At 71.9% G+C, this 18,418-nt stretch carries 19 protein-coding genes; 7 read left to right on the forward strand and 12 right to left on the reverse strand.

The genetic code is table 11. The features are described 5' to 3' along the window. Positions 1 to 654: 654 nt before the first annotated feature. Together ACZ58N_RS20880 and ACZ58N_RS20885 are read right to left on the reverse strand one after the other, a co-directional pair. Positions 655 to 1,308 carry a 2OG-Fe(II) oxygenase gene (locus tag ACZ58N_RS20880; RefSeq protein WP_471161871.1) on the reverse strand — a complete coding sequence of 218 codons (654 nt, stop codon included), beginning with the start codon at positions 1,306 to 1,308 and terminating at the stop codon, positions 655 to 657. A 314-nt stretch (positions 1,309 to 1,622) separates the two neighbouring features. Further along, positions 1,623 to 2,894, reverse strand: a complete 1,272-nt coding sequence (locus ACZ58N_RS20885; protein ID WP_471161874.1) for an SH3 domain-containing protein — start codon at positions 2,892 to 2,894, stop codon at positions 1,623 to 1,625. Between the two features lie 808 nt (positions 2,895 to 3,702). Here ACZ58N_RS20885 and ACZ58N_RS20890 point away from each other — a divergent pair. After that, entirely contained in the window at positions 3,703 to 4,650 is a 948-nt protein-coding gene (locus tag ACZ58N_RS20890; protein WP_471161876.1) for a helix-turn-helix transcriptional regulator, read from the forward strand. A 56-nt stretch (positions 4,651 to 4,706) separates the two neighbouring features. Here ACZ58N_RS20890 and ACZ58N_RS20895 read toward each other — a convergent pair whose 3' ends face one another. The 5 genes from ACZ58N_RS20895 to ACZ58N_RS20915 form a co-directional block, all read right to left on the reverse strand. Continuing rightward, a complete protein-coding gene (locus ACZ58N_RS20895) occupies positions 4,707 to 5,642 on the reverse strand; it encodes a helix-turn-helix transcriptional regulator (protein ID WP_471161878.1) in 936 nt (311 codons plus the stop codon). Between the two features lie 330 nt (positions 5,643 to 5,972). Continuing rightward, positions 5,973 to 6,752, reverse strand: a complete 780-nt coding sequence (locus ACZ58N_RS20900) for a hypothetical protein (RefSeq protein ID WP_471161881.1) — start codon at positions 6,750 to 6,752, stop codon at positions 5,973 to 5,975. A 117-nt stretch (positions 6,753 to 6,869) separates the two neighbouring features. Next, on the reverse strand, positions 6,870 to 7,433 hold the full coding sequence (locus ACZ58N_RS20905) for a dihydrofolate reductase family protein (RefSeq protein ID WP_471161883.1): 564 nt from the start codon (positions 7,431 to 7,433) through the stop codon (positions 6,870 to 6,872). Between the two features lie 215 nt (positions 7,434 to 7,648). Continuing rightward, positions 7,649 to 8,416 (reverse strand): isocitrate lyase/PEP mutase family protein, encoded by a 768-nt coding sequence (locus ACZ58N_RS20910; protein ID WP_471161886.1) that lies wholly within the window; start codon positions 8,414 to 8,416, stop codon positions 7,649 to 7,651. 99 nt (positions 8,417 to 8,515) lie between these two features. Next, positions 8,516 to 8,998: an ATP-binding protein gene (locus tag ACZ58N_RS20915; RefSeq protein WP_471161889.1), complete on the reverse strand. Its 483-nt coding sequence runs from the start codon at positions 8,996 to 8,998 to the stop codon at positions 8,516 to 8,518. Positions 8,999 to 9,550: 552 nt separating this feature from the next. Between ACZ58N_RS20915 and ACZ58N_RS20920 the strand changes: the two genes are divergently transcribed. The 5 genes from ACZ58N_RS20920 to lepB all read left to right on the forward strand — a co-directional run bounded on the left by ACZ58N_RS20920 (position 9,551) and on the right by lepB (position 14,319). After that, positions 9,551 to 10,411, forward strand: coding sequence for a hypothetical protein (locus ACZ58N_RS20920; RefSeq protein WP_471161891.1), 861 nt, complete (start codon positions 9,551 to 9,553; stop codon positions 10,409 to 10,411). A gap of 259 nt (positions 10,412 to 10,670) precedes the next feature. Next, positions 10,671 to 11,111 (forward strand): VOC family protein, encoded by a 441-nt coding sequence (locus ACZ58N_RS20925; protein ID WP_471161894.1) that lies wholly within the window; start codon positions 10,671 to 10,673, stop codon positions 11,109 to 11,111. A gap of 206 nt (positions 11,112 to 11,317) precedes the next feature. After that, on the forward strand, positions 11,318 to 12,550 hold the full coding sequence (locus ACZ58N_RS20930) for a hypothetical protein (protein WP_471161897.1): 1,233 nt from the start codon (positions 11,318 to 11,320) through the stop codon (positions 12,548 to 12,550). Beyond that, complete coding sequence (locus ACZ58N_RS20935) at positions 12,543 to 13,310, forward strand: hypothetical protein (RefSeq protein ID WP_471161900.1); 768 nt, start codon at positions 12,543 to 12,545, stop codon at positions 13,308 to 13,310. The genes ACZ58N_RS20930 and ACZ58N_RS20935 overlap by 8 nt, the downstream gene beginning before the upstream one ends. 97 nt (positions 13,311 to 13,407) lie before the next feature. Next, the gene (gene lepB, locus ACZ58N_RS20940) at positions 13,408 to 14,319 is read left to right on the forward strand and encodes a signal peptidase I (RefSeq protein WP_471161903.1); all 912 of its coding nucleotides are present in this window, start codon (positions 13,408 to 13,410) and stop codon (positions 14,317 to 14,319) included. Here the strand turns inward: lepB and ACZ58N_RS20945 are convergent. Beyond that, positions 14,290 to 14,463 carry a hypothetical protein gene (locus ACZ58N_RS20945; RefSeq protein WP_471161906.1) on the reverse strand — a complete coding sequence of 58 codons (174 nt, stop codon included), beginning with the start codon at positions 14,461 to 14,463 and terminating at the stop codon, positions 14,290 to 14,292. The two genes, lepB and ACZ58N_RS20945, sit on opposite strands and share 30 nt — an antisense overlap. Before the next feature lie 272 nt (positions 14,464 to 14,735). Here ACZ58N_RS20945 and ACZ58N_RS20950 point away from each other — a divergent pair, with 272 nt between their 5' ends. Further along, positions 14,736 to 15,248, forward strand: coding sequence for a DUF4232 domain-containing protein (locus ACZ58N_RS20950; RefSeq protein WP_471161908.1), 513 nt, complete (start codon positions 14,736 to 14,738; stop codon positions 15,246 to 15,248). 22 nt (positions 15,249 to 15,270) lie between these two features. On the opposite strand, the gene ACZ58N_RS20955 is transcribed toward ACZ58N_RS20950, so the two are convergent. The 4 genes from ACZ58N_RS20955 to ACZ58N_RS20970 are packed head-to-tail and all read right to left on the reverse strand — an operon-like array spanning position 15,271 to position 18,395. Next, positions 15,271 to 16,182 (reverse strand): proline dehydrogenase family protein, encoded by a 912-nt coding sequence (locus ACZ58N_RS20955; protein ID WP_471161911.1) that lies wholly within the window; start codon positions 16,180 to 16,182, stop codon positions 15,271 to 15,273. Next, positions 16,179 to 16,721 (reverse strand): 6-pyruvoyl trahydropterin synthase family protein, encoded by a 543-nt coding sequence (locus ACZ58N_RS20960; RefSeq protein ID WP_471161914.1) that lies wholly within the window; start codon positions 16,719 to 16,721, stop codon positions 16,179 to 16,181. Before ACZ58N_RS20960 ends, ACZ58N_RS20955 begins: the two co-directional genes overlap by 4 nt. Continuing rightward, positions 16,718 to 17,074, reverse strand: a complete 357-nt coding sequence (locus ACZ58N_RS20965; protein ID WP_471161917.1) for a hypothetical protein — start codon at positions 17,072 to 17,074, stop codon at positions 16,718 to 16,720. The genes ACZ58N_RS20960 and ACZ58N_RS20965 overlap by 4 nt, the downstream gene beginning before the upstream one ends. A gap of 25 nt (positions 17,075 to 17,099) precedes the next feature. Next, positions 17,100 to 18,395: an amidohydrolase family protein gene (locus tag ACZ58N_RS20970; RefSeq protein WP_471161919.1), complete on the reverse strand. Its 1,296-nt coding sequence runs from the start codon at positions 18,393 to 18,395 to the stop codon at positions 17,100 to 17,102. Positions 18,396 to 18,418: the final 23 nt, after the last annotated feature.

The following is an 18,418-nucleotide window of genomic DNA, read 5'->3' on the forward strand; positions in this document are numbered from 1 at the left end:
GGAATGCCCCTCCGAGTGATCGTTCACCCATCCGCACAACGGGCAGGCGTATCTCCCGTTCAGGCCGGCGATCAACGTTCCGCACTGTCGACACTCGGTCTCAGTGATCTCCAGCGCGGACAAGGGCGGTTCCTCGCCACTGGCCGGACTCGGTGGTTCCCATCGCGTCATGGCCCCACGCTAACGCCCCGCAGCCCGGCACCGCCGCGCTCCATCCACAGTAGTTCGTACAGAACCAGCGTCCATCGGAACCCTGCTGCGCACCGGCCCCGCACTGGGGGCAGTTGCTGGGAGCGTTCATCGTCCGTCTCCACTTCCGGGAACCGCCCGGCGGGTGCCCGTGGTGGGAACCGCTTCCGTCCGGGCGGGTTGCAGCCATCAGTACAGCCCCCGCGGGCGTTCCGGGGAACCACCCCGTCCCGGAACGTTTGCCTCCGCCACGGTTTTCACGCGGTCCCGGGGCACCCGGGGGCATCCGGCCGGTGACGTGCGCCGCGTCGCGGGACAGCCCGCCCGCGTACGAGGGGCCGCGTCCGGGGGGGGGCGCGCTGATGCCCCCACGGGTGCGCGGTCGGGCTCCGGGCTCTCCGGAGGCGGGCACGGGTCGGGGAGCGGAGAGGGCCCAACCCGGGACTCCTGCGGGCAGGGGTGGGATCAGGCGGCGCTCCGGTCGGCGGCGTCGGCCGGGGTGCAGAGCCAGCCGTTGACGGCGAAGCGACTGTCTCCGGTCTCCTGGCCGGGGCAGGTGACGGTGCGTACCTCGTGCCACTTGTCGGGCAGGAAGAACACGATGCTGTCGTGGTCCGGCTCCCAGTCCTGCCAGGTCCGGTCCTCCCATGTCAGGGGGCGTCCGCCGGGGTGCAGGGAGGTCGCTCCGTCGTACACGCGCAGTGCGCCGCCTTCGAAGGGGCGGGGCGTGCGGTGCAGGTAGTACACGAAGGTGAGGCGCCGGCGGGAGGCGAAGTCCTGGCTGCCGACGTCCTGGTGGGCGCGGTAGAAGTCGCCGTCGTTGTGGACGTTGAGCCCGTAGGAGATCTCGCTGTTCGGGCAGGAGACACCGAGGGCCTGTTCCACCCCGGGCAGGACCTCGTTGATGGCGGCCAGCAGTTCGGGGGCGGTGAAGGTGCCGTCCGAACGGGACCGGCGGAAGGAGGGCACCACCTCCCCGTCCCGGATGGTGGAGGCGTTGAGGGTGCCGGCGGCGGTGTCGATGGCGCGGTCGAGGAGGCGGCCGGAGGCCTGGGCGCCGAGCAGGCCACCGATGCGGCAGACGGTGTTGGGCAGCCTCCAGACGGCGTCCCTGTGCACGGCGGACCCTCGGCGGGGCTGCGGGGCGGTCTCGGGCACGGTGGCTGCTGAGCGCGTCGGCATGTGGGTCCTGTCTCGGGTGGCGTGGCGGTGAGGGGCGTGAGGACGTCATGGAGGGATGAGCCCGCACGCGTGGGGAGGTGTGGTCGAGGCCTTGGGAGGCGCGGCCACGGGGCTGTGGGGAGGGCCGCTGAGGGGCGCCTCCCCCTGTCTCCCCGTCGGGGCACCGGGGCCGTGGCCGGCCCGCGGCGCCGACCGGCGGGGAGGTGGCGGAGCCGCCCGGGAGGGACGGGGGCTGCCCGCCCCTCCCGGGGTCAGGCGCAGTACGGGACGGGCGACTTGTCCACGACGTACCGGGCCGGGACCCAGCCCTCGTTGCCGGCGAGCCGGTACCAGAGGCTGTTGTCGCCGACCTTCTCGCCCTTCACCTTGCACTGGAGGTTGACCATGGTGCCCGGCTGGAGCTTGCCGAGCACCTTGTGCGAGGTGGACGGTCCGGAGCGGATGGCCAGCCGGTCCTTCGAGATGACCTTGCCCTTGCCGCCGTGTTGGTCGTGTGAGCAGTTGCAAGTGCCCGGGTCGCCCTTGGGGCCGGCAGGCCCCGCCGGCCCGGGTGCGCCGGTCGCGCCGGGGCTGCCCGGTTGACCGGGGAGGCCGTCCTTGCCGGGCGTTCCCGGTGCGCCGTCCTGACCTGCGGGACCCGGTGCGCCGTCGCTGCCGGACGGGCCGGGGACGCCGGGCAGGCCCGGCTGTCCGTCCTGACCGGCCGGTCCGCGGGGCCCGGGTGCGCCGTCCTGGCCGGGCTGGCCCGGGAGGCCGTCGCTGCCGTCCGATCCCTGGGGCCCGGGTGCGCCGTCCTGGCCGGGAACACCGGGCTGGCCGGGGAGGCCGTCCTTGCCGGCGGGCCCTTGCGGTCCGGGGGCGCCGTCGTTGCCCTGCGGGCCGATCGGACCGCGGGGGCCCGTCTGCCCGGGAGCACCGGGCAGGCCGTCCTTGCCCGGTGTCCCGGGCGAACCCGGGGCTCCGTCCACGCCGGGAGGCCCCTGCGTGCCCTGTTCACCCGGGACGCCGGGCGAACCGTCCGCGCCGGGAGGACCGGGAACCGGGGTGGCGACCGCGAACGAGACAGGCGAGTCCGGGTATCCGGAGTCGATGGCCCATTCGCCGTTCTCCAGTGTCACGCCGTCCGGGGCTCCGGCGTCGACCGTCAACGCCACCGACAGCCGGGTGCGCGTGTTCGCCGGGAAGACGGGCTCGTTGCCGGGCACGGCGGTGCACGTCAGCAGCCGGTTGGCGTTGGACAGCGAGCACGGCAGGGGGCCGGCCACGCCGTTGACGAAGTACTGGTTCCCGGTGAACGTCGTCTGGTCCGGTGCCGTCACACGGAAGGCAGAAATGGGAGCGGCTCCCGCTCCGTTGGTTCCGATGACGGTGGCCTGACCCGATTGGCCCGGCTGGATGAGAGGTACGTAGGGCTGGTCGAATCGCATGGTCGCCGCATCCGCGAACGCGGGAGCCACCGGTGTGGCCATCGTTCCGGTGACGAGCGCGACGACCATCACTGCGTACATGTGCCTTCGGGACATGTCTCCTCTTCTTGTGCGTGCTGCCGCGTTCGCGTGTTCCCACGGATTGCCCGCGGCGGCCGGGGTGGGGAGGTGGGAATCGGGCGAGTGTCGGGCCGTCCGGCGTACCCGCGACGGCGGCGCTCAGCGCCCTCCGCGTATCCGTCCTCGGCCCTGAGCCATGTGCCACTCCGGTTCCTACTGGGTGGATCCAGCCGTCCTGCCCGACCGCCCCGCTTCCCAGGAGTGCGGCCGGGCAGACCGAATGATCTATACAGAGAATCGAATACGCCTGTCCATCGACGCGCTCGAACAAGTCGGCGCTCGGCCACCCGAATTATCACCACCGAACCGAAAACACCACGAGGAAAACGCGGATTCTTCGTGGTGGCGTCGCTCGCCATGCCTCGCAAAGCGATTCGCCGTGACCCTGTGGAGGGTATTGGCCGACGAACGAACGAAACTCGCCGGTGGTTCGTTTCTCGGTCGGGTTTCGGACCGGCGGCTCCACGGGCGGTAATCCGGTCGGCGGACTCGGCGGGGATCCCGACGCCCCGCCCCGGGGAACGTGGCCGTCGGCGCCGCCCCCCGCGCACGGGCCACCCCGCTTCGAGCGCACCGCACGGATCGACGCGACCCCGCACTCAGGCCCCCTCAACTGCCCACCGGGGGCGGGGCCGGGCCCGGCCTTCGCACGGGATGACTGCCACGATCGTGTGAAGGACGGCGTGAACCCACCGGTAGCGCGGTCCGCTTCGATCATCCTCTTCGACGACCGGGCGCGACCTCCCGCGCCGGGCGCACCAGCGAAGGATCCGGGTCGGTCGGCATGCAACAGTTCCTCGATCTGACCGACGGGAACCTGTCGGGGTTCCTGTCCCTCGCCGGATTCCAGAATTCACGAATCAATTCTTCGGATCCGGCGGAGCGAACGCGCATCACACGCATCAGCACCGCGCACCTGACCCTTGACGACGCCAGGTACGGGTTCACGTTCTCGGTGGATCTGGATCCGCTGGAAAGCGTCCTGGTCTCCCTGCTGCATTCAGGTTCCATCGCATACGAGAGCGGCGGCATCGAGCAGACTTCCTGCGGCGGCGACATCGCGCTCGTCACACCGGGCCCTTTCCGGGCCACCGTGCGAAGAATGCAGAACATCGGTGTGATCCTCGACCCCGATCTCCTGCGGGGAACCGTTCCGGCGGGGTCCGCTCGGACCGAGCGGACAGTGCGCTTCACCTCGTTCCGGCCGCACTCCCCCGCCGCCGCGCAACTGGCGAAGGCCGCACTGCTCATCATCCGCGACGGCGTGCTCGCCAACCCCTTCGCCCTGCGCTCCCCCCTGATGCTGTCCTCGGCCGGCCAGAGCCTCGCCCAGGCACTGCTGACCGCGTTCCCCAACAACGTGGTCGGATCCGAACCCACCCTGACCGACACCCGGGACGCGGGACCGGCCACGTGGAAACGCGCCGTCCGGTTCATCGAGGAGAACGCCCACCGCGACCTGCGCCTGGCCGACATCGCCCGCGGCGCACGCGTCACCCCCCGTTCCCTCCAGTACGCCTTCGCCCGCCACGGCGACTGCACCCCCCTCGCCCACCTGAAACGCGTACGTCTGGAACGCGCCCACACGGAGCTGAAAGCAGCGGAACCCGGCCCGAACCAGTCGGTGGCGAAGATCGCCGCCTGTTGGGGGTTCTCGAACCCCGGCCGGTTCGCAACCGCTTACCGTGCCGTCTACGGTGTCAGCCCCTCCAGCACCCTGCGGTTCTGGTGATCCGCCGATGGCGGCAGGGGCGGCCGAGGGTGTGCCGCCCCGGTCCCGCGCCGCTTTCAGCCGCGGCGCAGGGTCTCGGACGGTGAGCTGCCGTACGCCTCCCGGTACAGGGCGGAAAAACGGCCGGTGTGGGCAAAGCCCCACGTGAGGGCGATCTGCCCCACCGTGACCAGGTGGGGGTCTCCTCGCAGCAGTTCGGCGTGCGCGCGAGCGAGCCTGGTATTCCGCAGATGCCTCATCGGGGTGATTCCGGCATGCCTCAGGAAGGCGTACTGCACGGCACGCGGGGAAACACGGGCCGCCCGCGCGATTTCCGCGATTCCGATCTCCCGATCGGCGTTGTCCTCGATGAAGGCCACCGCCTTCCGCCACGTCCTCGCCCCCGCGCCCTTCGCCTCTGCCTCGTCCCTCCGCTCACCCCGTGCGCGGGGAAAGCACTCCAGGACGAGGGCGGCCAGCAGATCGGCCGCACCCCTGCTCACGAGGGGCCCACCCAGTACGTCCGATTCCGCGAGCGCCGCGAGGTGGGTGATCCCCGCCGAGAGACGCGACTCCGCCGCCCGCGAGACCGGTCGGAAACCGGTCACCGGGAGACCGGTCCGCTCGTCACCACCCGCAACACGGTGGAGGGCAACCGGATCCAGCAGGACGACGGTCTGACCGCATTCCGCTCCGCTGCCCCGGAAGGGGTGACCGGGATGGCTCAGGAGCATGACGCCGCCCGCTCCGCAGACATCGACGCCGTGGCCGCGTCGCACCGAGAAGGAGCCCTGGTCGACGTTCAACAGGCAAAACCCCTCCATCCCTTCGCCGTCGAATTCGAAGCCGTACCGGAATCCCCAGCGGTCCACACTGATTCCGGGGAAGGACCGGCGCACGATGACGGTCGTGGGGTTGTCGGCCTTGCTGGACAGGGCGACCTTGCAGTACTGGGACGAAATGAACTCTTCCGCCTCCGCCAGATTTCGGCTGTGGAACACCACCTTGCCCACCGAATTCCCCTTTCGGCCAACCCGTGCCATCACCGGGAAGATCGCACGGGTTGGCCGGGAACCGGCAGCGGTGTGCGCCGAGGCCGGACGGGAGGAGCGCCGGAAGTGGACAGCCGGCGCAACTCCTTCGTTCCGCAGCCGCCACCGTCCACAGCGATGGCCGTCACCCGCGCGGACGACGGACGCGAGCACTCGGGACAGATGGCGAACTTCCCTCCGGTGGACGCAAATCCGGCCCGGCCGAGCCACCACCGCGGCTCCGCCCGAGTCCCACGCAAGGGGGCCACGTCACCTCCCTCAGCGCGGCGCCGGTGGGGGACGTCCCCTGCCTCAGGCGCTGTGGCCACGTACGGAGGGGACACCGCGCCGTTCGGCGTTCCTGCCCGGCAGAACGACCGCGAGGCGCAGCACGATGACGGCGGTGCCCGCGACGGCGGCCCCGCACAGTGCGGCGAACGCGTCGGGTGTCCAGGTCCACAACGCCGCGGGGCCCACGAAGGTGAGGGCGACGGCCAGGGCGGCCGGGGGAACGGCACCGGCGAGGCACCACAGGGCGGTGGGGACGTGGCGACGGCGTGCGGTCCGTCGGCGAGCCGGGTGGAGCGGGCGGGCCGAGTGGAGGGCCTGGGCGAGGAGGACGATTGCCACAGCGGTGAGGCCCCAGATCGTGGCGTGGTACGTCACGGCGGAGGGGGCGTCGGCGACGGTACCCCCGGCGAGGATGCCGGCCGCGCCGAAGCCCACCTGCATGAGGTTGCCGTCGTGGAGGAGGCCGTACAGGTTCTGCTGGAGGACGAGGGCGAGGTTCCGGTCGGGCAGGAGGAAGATCATGGCGGAGTGGCCGGGGGTGGCGCCCGTGTGCCAGACGGCGGTGTCGAGCGGGGGTTTCAGGCCGCCGACGCGCCAGCCGAGCCCGTATCCGGTGGATTCGTCGGACGGGTCGAGCCGGCCCGGCTGCCGCATGAGGTCGACGGACTCGTCCGTCAGGATCGTCGCGCCGTCGGCGGCCTTGCCCGAGCGCAGTTGGAGGGAGGCGAACGCGGCGAGGTCGTTCAGGTCGCCGCCCGTGTAGCCGTAGGCGGCGCCGTCGTCGTCGCTTGAGCGGCCCATCGCGTCCCCGATCGCGTCGTGTTGACCGGCGCGGCTGGTGTTCTGTGGGCGGCGCCTCGGGGTGGCGTTGACGGTCGCGTCGGACCCGGCGGGACCGTCGGGGCGGCTGGCGGTCCCTCAGCGCCTCGTCTCGTAGCGGGTCAGGATCACGCCGCAGGGAAGCGTTCGCGTCTCCACCAGGTTCAGGTTCACCCAGTTGTCCAGCGCGGTGAAGAACGGCGTGCCGCCGCCCACCAGGACCGGCGCGGTGGCCAGGAGGTACTCGTCGATCAGCCCGGCCCGCATGGCCGCCGCGGCGAGCGTCGCGCCGCCGATGTCCATCGGGCCGCCGTCCTCGGCCTTGAGACGGGTGATCTCGGCGACCGGGTCGCCGGTGACCAGGCGGGCGTTCCAGTCGACCTCGTCGATCGTCGAGGAGAAGACCACCTTCGGCATGTCCCGCCAGCGGCGCGCGAACTCGATCTCCGCCGGAGTGGCGTCGAGCTGCTGGGCCACGGTGGGCCAGTAGGGCGTCATCATCTGCCACAGCTTGCGCCCGTACAGCGACAGGTCGGTCGCCTGCAACTGGTCGGACCAGAACTGGAACAGCTCGTCGCTCGGCACGCTCCAGCCGATGTCGTCGCCGGGTGCGGCGATGTAGCCGTCCAGACTCAGGTTCATGCCGTAGATCAGTTTGCGCATGGTGCCAGCCTTCCGTAAGTCGGTCTCACACGTACGGACCGGCACGACGCCGAAAACTCATCGGTGTGCGATCCGATTTCGCGAGCCGGGCTCCGGCACCGCCCCCTCCCACGACGCCCTCGCCCCGGTACGGGAGGCTCGGGAGACATGGGAGGCTCGGGCGGCCCCGCGCTCCGGCCACGCGCGGGCCCGCCCACCGCGACCGCCCCACCCCGTCAGGAGTTGTACGGCGTCCAGGGTTCGAGCATGCCCTTCATCGCATCGGTCATCGCGAACTGAAGCAGCGGGCCGTAGGTGATCCGGCCGACCCCGAGGCGCCGGAACCGCCCGAGGTCGTGCTTGACGGGGTGGGCCGTGGAATTCACGGGGATGGCGACGGCTTCGATCACCGCGGCGAGCAGCTGGTCGTCGTCCTGGATGGCCACCGGGTAGACGCTGTCGGCGCCGGCCTGTTCCATGGCCAGCAGTCGCTCGATCGCCTCGCCGAGAACGCTCGCGGCGTCCTCGGCGTGCATGAAGAGGTCGGTGCGTCCGTTGACCCAGACCGGGACTCCCGCGTCGTCGGCCGCCGCGCGCAGGCCCGCGACGTAGCCCGCGTGCTCCTGCGTGCTGCGCACGCGTCCGCCGTCGGAGTGGACGGTGTCCTCGATGTTGAGACCGACACCGCCGACCTCGATGAGTCCGGCGACGAGGTCCGCGGGATCCTGTCCGTACCCGGCCTCCAGGTCCACGGACACGGGGACGTCGACCGCCGCGATGATCGGCCTGACAGCGGCGAGCACCTCGTCGAAGGTCTGCCCCTCGTGGTCGTCGGCCCCGCGGGAATCGGCGAGCGGATGACTGCCGATCGTCAGCGCGGGAAACCCGGCGGCGGCTGCGGTCCGCGCGGACCAGACGTCCCAGACGGTCGGCAGCACGAGCGGCTTGGCGGCGTGCAGTTGCTTGAGGCGTTGAGCGCGCTCAACTGTGGTGCGAAGGTCCATGTCCAGGACGCTACCCCCGGATCACCGCGAACAACGTGTCGACGGACACCACCCGTGGCCGAAATGCGCGCCTCCGCTTCCTCCCTGTGGCGAAGGACCTCATGCGGTCAGCGGCAGGTCGGCCCAGTGGGTGCTGCATCCCGATCCCGTGGTGGCGCCGTGGTCGGTGGACAGGGCCGTGACGATGAAACTGCCGCGACCGTGTTCGTCGGACGCGCAGCTCGCCACCCAGTCACCGGGCCGATCCGAGGGACCACCGTCGGCGACGGCCACGCGCAGCCTTCCCCGGTCGTGATCGGGATGCACCAGGTGCAGCGTGACCGGCGGCAGCGCGTGTTCCACAGCGTTGGTGACCAGCTCGGAGACGACCAGCAGGGCACTGTCCACACAGCACTCGCCCACCCCCCACACCTGGAGGATCGCCAGGGCCAGGGCGCGGGCCCTGCCGGCGGCGCCGGCGTGGTGCGGCAGGTCCCAGTGGCCCTCGCCGGTTCCCTGACCGACTGACTCACCACCTCCCCCAACGCCGTCCCGGGCGCCGTGAAGGCCCTGATCGGTGAGAACAGAGGGAGGAAAGGTCATTGCAAACACATCCGAATACCAAGTGAATGGGGCGAATCGAGTGATGCGATTTCAGTCTGCGCATCCGGCGCACGCGACGGGGACGACCGATCGGACCATCCCGCGGAGGAACGCCACGCGGGCCGTCGACCGAGTCCGCCCCGCCGGGGCGAACGCCCCTGTCCGAGCGCAGCACCGGCCTGGAACGTTCCCCGAACACCACATCACTCCGTGACGCAAAGAGTACTTTCCGCTACCCGACCTCGCAGGGGTGCGTTGCCGGGTGCTCCGGCGACGGATCGACGCCGGAGAAATGGTCCGGCCGCACTCGACCCATACCGGAGACCGGCCGCAGCGCGGGCCCACGCCCCGCATGACCGGCCCTCGGAGGGGAACCCATTCACGCGACGGCCTCGCCCGGTCCGAGCGGAATCCGGATCCGGGAGCGACGCGCGGATGCCGGGGGGAGCCGGAAGCCAGGAGGCCGTCACGGGTGCCCCCACCCCTCCGTCGTCCGATCGCCCGCCACGCCCGACCACGTCCGACGCCCCTTCCGGTCGAAAGGCGATGCCCGTGAACCACGCTCCGACGGCGATACGCGAACCCCGCCGCCGTTCCCATCCGAACCTCCCCGCCCGTACTCGTTCCCGCCCCCGGTTCCCCGCCCCGCTCACGATCGCTCTCGTCCTCGTGCTGATGGTGGGCGCCCTCACCGCCTGCGCGGGCGCCGCCGCCAAGGTGGTCCTCGGCCAGGCGGCCGTGGGTGTGGCCCGCGTCATGACCGACAAGGCGGGACGGACCGTCATCCGGTCGTCCGGCGGCATGAAGGTGGCCCAGCTCGCCGGGGACCTGGCCGCCGACGCCCTCGTCTCCTTCCTCCTGGGCGAGGGAGCTCCGAAGGACTGGCGGCTGATCGTCACCCGGGGCGAGGGCACGGCCGCCCGGTCCGAGGTCTACGGGGTCGCGGCGGAAGGCGAGATCAGCGTCCGGACCAAGGGCACCACCTTCCAGACCCTCTCCCCCGCGAAGCGGACCCTCACCATCAAGGCCGAGACCCTCGACACGACGGTCGCCATCGTGGACCGGCCGGCGGATCCGGTGCGCATCGAGGGTGAGTACCTTCCGACGATTTACAAGGGCTTCGACTTCGACACGGGGAAGGCCACGGACAAGGACGCCGACGTGGAATCCGGGCTTGTGGCGATCGAGGCCCTGAACGGTGCGCGATTCGCCTTCGTGTCCTACGAGCCCTCCCTGGGCGACTGCCTGACGCTGCCGCCCTCCGCCTGGACGCGGAAGGGTTCCGCGTCCGCTCCGTACGGCGACTTCTGTGTGATCACCAGTCAGGGCAGGTTCGGGCACTGGTTCGTTCGAATGGGCGATAGCGGGTTCCAAGTCTGGGAGACCGAGCCGGTCCCGAAGACCGACGGCTGACCGCCGGGACCCACCCGGCGGGGATTGGCCGACCTCACCATCGGGAGGGTCGGCCAATCCCCACCCTCGTAACGACCGCCGACTCCACCCGGTCCGGACCGAAGCCGCGCGTCCCCGCGCGTCTGCCGGGGCGGTGCCGGGACACGGGCCAGACTCTTCGGAGTTCGGGGGCCGTGCGATGTCGAGGATGGGCCGCCGGCTCCGTCCCGGGCGTAGCGGCGGCCACCACCGGCCGCACGAGGAAGTGGGAGGAACCGGCATGGCGATTCAGCGGATGGACAACGTCGGCATCGTCGTCGAGGACATGGACGCCGCCATCGCGTTCTTCGTCGAACTCGGCATGGAGCTGGAGGGCACCGCCGAGGTCGAGGGGCTCGTCGCCGACCAGTGCACCGGGCTCGACGGCGTCCGCTGTGACATCGCGATGCTCCGGACCCCGGACGGGCACGGCCGGGTCGAGCTGGCCAAGTACCGCAGCCCCGCGGTGATCGTCGACGGGCCCCGCGACCGGCCGCACAACGTCCTGGGGACGCACCGCGTCATGTTCGCCGTCGACGACCTCAACGACACCGTTGCCCGCCTGCGCCCCCACGGGGCGGCACTCGTCGGCGAGGTCGCCCGGTACGGGGACAGCCACCTGCTCTGCTACGTCCGTGGTCCGGAGGGCGTCATCGTCGGACTGGCCGAGCAACTGCGCTGACGGGAGGCCTCGCGGGAGTGTGCCCGTCCCGGCCCCCGGCCGTGCGCCGGAAGTCCGTTGCCCGGGGTGGGGTCGCGTGAGAGCATCGGGATCCCATGGATCGTGTCCCCCGTCCGCGTTTCGCTGCGCCGGCGAAAGGGTGCGGACCGCTGCCGTGTTCGGGGTTCCGAGCACTTCACCAAGCCGCGAATGACGGGTGGCGTTCGATGTACACGACAGGACCGTCGGAAGCCCGCATCGAGGATGCGGGCAACATCCTGGTCGCGCCTCCCGCGCTGCACGACAGCGACGTGGCCAGGGAATTCTTCGGGGCCGTGGTCACGCCGGCGGACCTCGCCCAGGGCTCGGCCGTCCCCGCGCACAGCACCGTCTACCTGTGTGGCGACATATCCGGGATCACGGTCGGTCAACTCCGCTCGGCTGCACGGGTGTTCGTGGTCCGTGAGCTGTCGCGCGGCTACGAGGAGGTCGTCGACCCGGCATGGACCGCCGTCGACCTCGGCCGGGTTCCGCGGCGCGTGCACGGCGTCGGCGTGTACTACCCCCGTTTCTTCCCACCCGGTGACGACCACTTCGGGCGGATCCGCGCCGAGCACGCGTTCCAGTCCCTGACGGAGTCCACCAAGCCCGGAACGGCGCACCGCAGCGGTATCTATCTGACGCCCGTCACACGCAGCGGGGACGAACTGCGTTTCCGCCTGCTCCGGTGCTCCACGAACCTCTCGGGGCCGACCGAGAACTTCCGCCCGACGGACACGCGGATCGTCGAGGCCCTGAACCGCGAGGCCGGCGCCGTGTTCCGGAACCATGCCCCGTTGAACCACGTGCTCGCCCAGATCTACCGCAACACCCGTGCCACGGCCGAACGCAAGCAGTCCAAGGCCAGGATCTCGGCCCACGCCGACAAGACCAAGGACATGCCCGCGGACGGCATCATGGCCTTCTGCACCTTCTACGACGGGCTCGACCGGCTGCGGCCCCTGCCCGAGGACCCCTTCGACCACGGGGTGAAGGGCGCCAGCGGGCTGACCCGGCTCCGCTTCCGCCTGAAGGAACCCGCCGAGGACGGCGGCGGGGGCGTCGCACTGCCCCCGCATTTCACCCTGACCCTGCACCCCGGCTCCGTCTTCTTCATGCCGCTGTCCACGAACCGGCTGTACACGCACGAGATCCGGCCCTCGGCGCTGGAGGCCGAACTGCTCCCGACCAGGCTGGGTTACGTGGTGCGCTGCTCGGACACCGAGGCCGTCCACAAGGACGGCCGTACGTTCCTCACCTCGGCCGGCGGCCTGGTGGAGCTGGAACCGCCCACCCCGGAAGGCCTGGACGAGCTGCGCGGGCTGTACGCCGAGGAGAACAGCACCGCGTCCCGCATCGACTACGGCGACAGGTTCCGCTTCAGCATGAACACGGGGGACTACGTTGCCCCACGTGACTAGCGTCCTCGGCGAGCGGATCCTCTCCTGGGCGCTGCCGGCCGAGGAGGACCTCTTCGAGGAGCTGTCGGCGTCGAGCCGCTTCGAGGACCTGGGAAAGGGCCGACGGGGCGCCGTCCTCGCAGCGGTCGACGGGGTCGGCGGTGTGCCCCTGGTGCGCACCACCACGCGTTACGGCAACCCGGCGCAGCGTTTCCGGGCGGTCCACGAACGGCTGGCGCACCGGATTCGGGAGGGCGCGGGGCTTCCCGTCGGGTTCGACAACGCCCTGGTCGAGACCTACACGGACGCGTACAGGACCATGGGCAGCCATTGCGATCAGGCTCTGGACCTGGCCGAAGGTTCCTTCATAGCCGTCTTCTCCTGCTACCGGCGGGCCGGTACGGGACCGCCGAGGAAGCTCGTCCTGTCCGCCAAGGGATCCCCGGCGGGCGGCACGGTCGAGGTTCCGCTCCTCCACAACGGCGTCGTCGCGTTCTCCGTCGATGCGAACCGGCGGCTCAAGCACAGGATCGTCCTGGACGCCTCCGTCCGGTCCGCGGACGATCAATGGCTGGGGGTGACGTTCCGTACGTCGAAAACCCTCGTGCGGTACCTCGACGGACACGCCCACCTCCCGCAGGGTGGGCGCCTCGTCCTGGCGGACGACGAGCAGCAGCGCGAGTTCTACCGGTTGCGGCGCCGCGAGAACGACGAAACGGACTTCGTCTATCCGCCGCTGGCCTACACCGTCAGCGAGAGCGATCTGCTGCCACCCGTCTGATCCCACGGGTTCCCCGGGGCCACCCGTCCGACGGCGCCTGCGGGTCCACCCGCTTGTCGCTCCCGCCTGCGGGACGGTCCGGACCCCATACTCGGCCGTGGGCCCGGATCCGAACGGGGACGGAACGGCGACGGAGACGCACGTGGCAGACCTGACCGGCGATCAGGAGGACGGCTCCGAAGAGCCGGGCGGGCGCCGGGCGCGGGACGCGCACGGCAAGCGGCGGCACCGGCAGCGCTCCTTGTGGAAGGAGCTGCCCCTGCTCGTCCTCGTCGCCCTGGCCCTGGCGCTACTGATCAAGACGTTCCTGTTCCAGGCGTTCTCCATCCCGTCCGACTCGATGCGGAACACCCTCCAGCCGGGCGACCGGGTCCTCGTCGACAAGCTCACCCCCTGGTTCGGCTCCGAGCCCGAACGCGGGGAGGTCGTGGTGTTCCACGACCCGGGCGATTGGCTGGCGGCGGATCCCGCCGCCCGTCCCAATGCCCTCCAGAACGTCCTGAGCGCGATCGGCCTCATGCCCTCGGCCGACGACCGGGACCTGATCAAACGCGTCATCGGCATCGGCGGCGATACGGTCGAGTGCCGCAAGGGAGGGCCCGTCAGGGTCAACGGCAAGGCGTTGGACGAGCCCTACATCCACCCGGGGGACACGCCGTGCGACGACGCTCCGTTCGGTCCCGTCACGGTGCCGGAGGGAAAGCTCTGGGTCATGGGTGACCATCGCCAGGATTCGGCCGACTCCAGGTACCACATGAACGATCCGAAGACCCGCGGCTTCGTCCCGGTCGGGGACGTCGTCGGCCGTGCCTTCGTCGTCGCCTGGCCGATCTCCCGCTGGGCGACCCTGCCCATCCCGAAGACCTTCGACCAGCCCGGCATCGGCGACCAGCTTGGCAGCGTCGACCGGGCGGCCACGGCGGGACAGCCCGCGAGGACGCCCGGGCCCCACGGCCACGGGCGCCTCGCGGGGATCGGATCACCGCGTGCGGGCGGGAACCACGCGTGAGGTGACCTTGCCGGAGTAGCACAGCTTGCAGAAACACGAGGCGGGCTGCGCCGTGCCGCGGGAGGTCACCGCGGCGGGCAACAGCCGCAGCGACTCCGACCAGGCTTCGGCACGGACCGGTGCGGACGTGGTGGTGACGGACATGGGGACCTCCTGAGCAGTGGTGGAACGATTCGTCCGGCCATCCCACCAGCACGCCGGCGCCGGCTCCGTACTCCCAACGGACGATGCCGGGGACGACACGGACGAGCGGCGTCCGCCCCGCGTGTCCTACGACCGCAGGACACGCGGGGCGGCCGTGCGTGGTGGGCTGGTGCGGCGAGCACCCGCCCGACCCGCGGGCCGCGGCTCCCGCCGTGTCCCGGGACCGTCCGCCCTGCCGCGTCCACCCGGTCGTTCGTTCCCCAGGAGTTCCGATGAACCGGTACCGCCGCCTCGCGATGCACGCCCTCTGCCTGCCGGCCGCCGTCCTGTTGTCGCTCGGATACGCCGCCACCACCTCCGCCTGGGCCGGGGCACGGCCCCCGTCCCCCTGCCGCGACGGCCAGGTGACGGTGAGCGCCGGCCGACCCGACCCGGGGGCGGGTCAGCTCACCGTCCCCCTCCGTTTCCGTGCCACCGGTGCGGCGTGCGAGCTGTACGGCTATCCCGGTGTGAGCGCGGTCGACGCGCACGGGCGGCAGATCGGGGCGCCCGCCGAGCGGAACGGGCAGCAGCCGGTCGACGTGGTCCTCGCCCCGGGCCTGACGGGGGTGGCGACCGTGACGACGGCCGACGGTACGACCGGGGGCGGGCGCTGCCGGCCCGCGGCGGCCGGCCTGCGGGTGTACCCGCCCGGGCTCCACCGCGCCCAGTACGTGCCCGTGCCGCTGCGGGTGTGCGGCAGCGGCTTCACCGTCGGTCCGGTGACGGTGGCGGCAGCCCCCTGACGTTCCGGCCCGCCCGGCCCGGTCAGCCGGACCGGTGCGGTCGCCGGAACCGCCGTGGCGGTGCCTCGGCCAGCCTGCGGAGGTAGAAGCGGAGCCAGTCCGCTCCGTAGGGCACGTAGACCCTCGGGGCGGCTCCGCTCCGGGCCAGCTCCTCGACGTCCGGGGTGCGTACGCCCAGTCCGACCTCGCAGGGCAGCGGCCCCATGCCGCGCAGGAGCAGGTCCCTGAGGGTGCGGTCGTGGGTGGCCAGGGAGAACGCGGCCGCCCGCTCGTGCAGCGACTCGGCGATCCGTACGTAGGAGGCGTCGACCTGCTCGGGCGTCCACCAGGACAGCCGCGGATCCTCACGGAAGGCGCCCTTCACCAAGCGGACGGGAACACCCGCCTCCGCGAGCCGCCGCGCGTCGTCGTGGCCGCGGAGCAGGTTCGCCTGCACGGTCGCGGTCACGGGCAGCCCGGCCCGGGCGAGGTGGAGCACGGCCAGCAGCGTGCTCTCGGCGGTGTCCGCCGCCTCGGCGCCGATCTGCAGGCGCCGGCCCGGGGTCAGGGCGCCCGCGATGCGTTCCAGCGCGGCGCGGCCGGCGTCGGGGAACGCGTGCAGTCCCACGTGGGAGGGGTCGATGGACAGCCACACGGCCGGGCCGCGGCCGGCCGTCGCCCCGGCGAGCTCCAGGTACGACTCCGTCACCGCGCCGATGGCCGCCTCGTCGGTGGTGCCCGTACCGAACAGGTCGAGGCTCACCCGACAGCCCTGGGCGAGCAGGCGGTCGGCGCACGTCTGCGCCTCGGCGAGGTTCCGTCCGCCGACGTACGCGTGGGCGGCCCGCCAGAGCGCGGCGCCCACGCCGGGGACCCGGTCGGCCAGGCGTGTCAGACCGTCGGCCGGCGCCGGGTGCCCGAGGTGGCGGCGCAGCGGGGGGCGTCGGCCGCTCATCGGGAATCGTCCACGGAGGGTGTCCACGCCGTGGTGGGGAGGTGGGCCGGGGCTTCCCGCTCGTCCCCGTCCGGTCTCCACAGGGCGCTGTTGACGTGTGTCTCGGACACGTCGACGCGTACGACGGTGGCGCCCGCGGCGGCCGGTAGGTCCCGCACGGCTCCCGCGGCCACCCTGCCGAGCAGGATCGCCACGTTCTCCACGGTCGGCCATCCCAGGTCCCGGGCGAGCGACTCGGCCTCCGTCGCGTCGGAACCCGCCCCGAACCGGAAGACCTTGCAGTGCTGCTCGCGCAGGGCGGTGACGAGGGGGTCCTGCGAGCCGAGCATCGCCCCGTGGTCGAGGTGCTCGTCGATCCAGGTCCGAATCCGCTTCTTGAACGCCCCGAACTCGACGACCGTACCGTCGGGTATGCGGGCCGCCGAGACCTCGATGCGGCACCACCACGAGTGTCCGTGCAGGTTGACGCATTTCCCGCCGATCTCCGGCAGCCGGTGGGCCGTCTCGAAGTTGTGGCGGACCGCGACGGCGTGGCTCATCGCGACTCCTCCCGGCGCACGAGGGCGCCGCCCTCGCCGTCGATGCTCACGGACGCGGCCACCGCGCGGACCCCCTCGTCCGTCAGGTCCGTGACCAGGCGGCGCGCGATCGCCTCGCACGACGCCGCACCCCACTCCCGGTCCCCGGCTCCCCACCAGCGCCCGAGCCGCTCGGTCAGGTCGTGGAACTCCACGTCGCGCTCGTCGTGGCGGACGAGGACGTCGAGGCGGACCTTGAAGGTGTGCCGGTGGCGAGAGGCCAGGTAGTCCCTTTCCGGTGGTGCGTCGGGCCAGTTGTGGAATCCGGTGAGGAGGGATTCGACCCAGATGGTGGTGGAGAGTCCGTCGGCCATGGGTTCCGTCGCATTCTGGCGAAGTTCAGTACAGCTCGCGCCGTACGGTGACCTTGCTGACCTGCCGTCCCGCCGTGAAGAGCAGGCGGTCCTCGGTCGCCTGTCCGATGGCTTCGGCGAGACCGGACGCCCGCACGGCGAGCAGGTCCGCGACCAGTCCCGGGACGGGGCCGGCCGGTGGAAGTCCCAGCACCCGTCGTGCCCCGTCGCTCACCGCGGCGTAGGCCTCGGTGACGTCGAGGTGCGCCGCCGTCACCAGGAGGGAGGCGGTCTCCAGGGGATCCGCCCGGCCCATGGGGTTGAACGGGTCGGCGACGTTGTCCCCACCGCCGGCGACGGCGACCCCGTGGGCGAGCAGGCTCCTGACCGCGGTGAGGCCCCGCGGGACGGGGTGCAGACCGCGACCTTGCAGGTAGAGGTTGGTGATCGGCAGGGTGACGACCCCGATGCCGGCCCGCGCGATCCTCCCGGCCGTGCGGTCGACGGTCGGGGCGGGCAGCTGTCCCAGGCTCACGCAGTGGCTCGCGGTCACCGGGAAGGGGAAGCCCCGGGCGAGCACGAGGTCCGCCAGCAGCGGCAACGTGTGGACGGACGGGGTGAGGCTCTCGTCCGTGTGCACGTCCAGGCCGACCCCGAGGGCCTCGGCGAGGTCCAGCAACCGACGCACCTCGGCTCCGGGATCTTCGGCGCGGTGGGGCGAACCGCCGAGCAGATCGGCACCGGCCTCGATGGCCCGCTTCGCGGCCGCGTCGGACGTCCCGGGGGACAGCATGGCGACGACCTGCACGCGGACGCGGTGGCGCCAGCGGTCGCGCAGTCCCACGAGTGCGGAGACCGCCGAGGGATGTTCCTGCTCGGGGTGGACGGCCACGTGGGTGCGGACGGCCGAGGTTCCGTGGGCGACGAGCAGCGCGAGCGTCCTCTCCGCGCGCAGGACGATGTCCTCGCGTTCGCGGTGCTCGGACCACCGCTCCCACGCCAGGACCGCGTCGAGGAGTTCCCCGCTGCCGACGCCGACGTCGTCCCACGTGCCGGTCTTGTCGAGGTGCGCGTGGGGCTCGACGGGGGCGGCGAGGAGGAGGTGGCCGGTGAGGTCGATGCGGCGGACGTCGGCGGCTGGTTCGGGGGGCGCGGCCGGTCGGCGGGGGCCGGTCGGGTCGGGCCCTGCCGTGGGGCCGCCACGTCCGGCGGGAAGCACTTGGCGGACGATTCCGTCGGCCAAGAGCACGTCCGCCGTCGAGCCGTCCGCCAGCCGGGCCGAGGTCAGCCAGGTGGCCGGGGGTCCGGTCGGAACGGAGCCCCGCGCGATCGACGGGTCCATACGACGGTCCGGTTGCTTCCGGG

It is taken from the genome of Streptomyces sp. NPDC040432 (assembly GCF_055595445.1).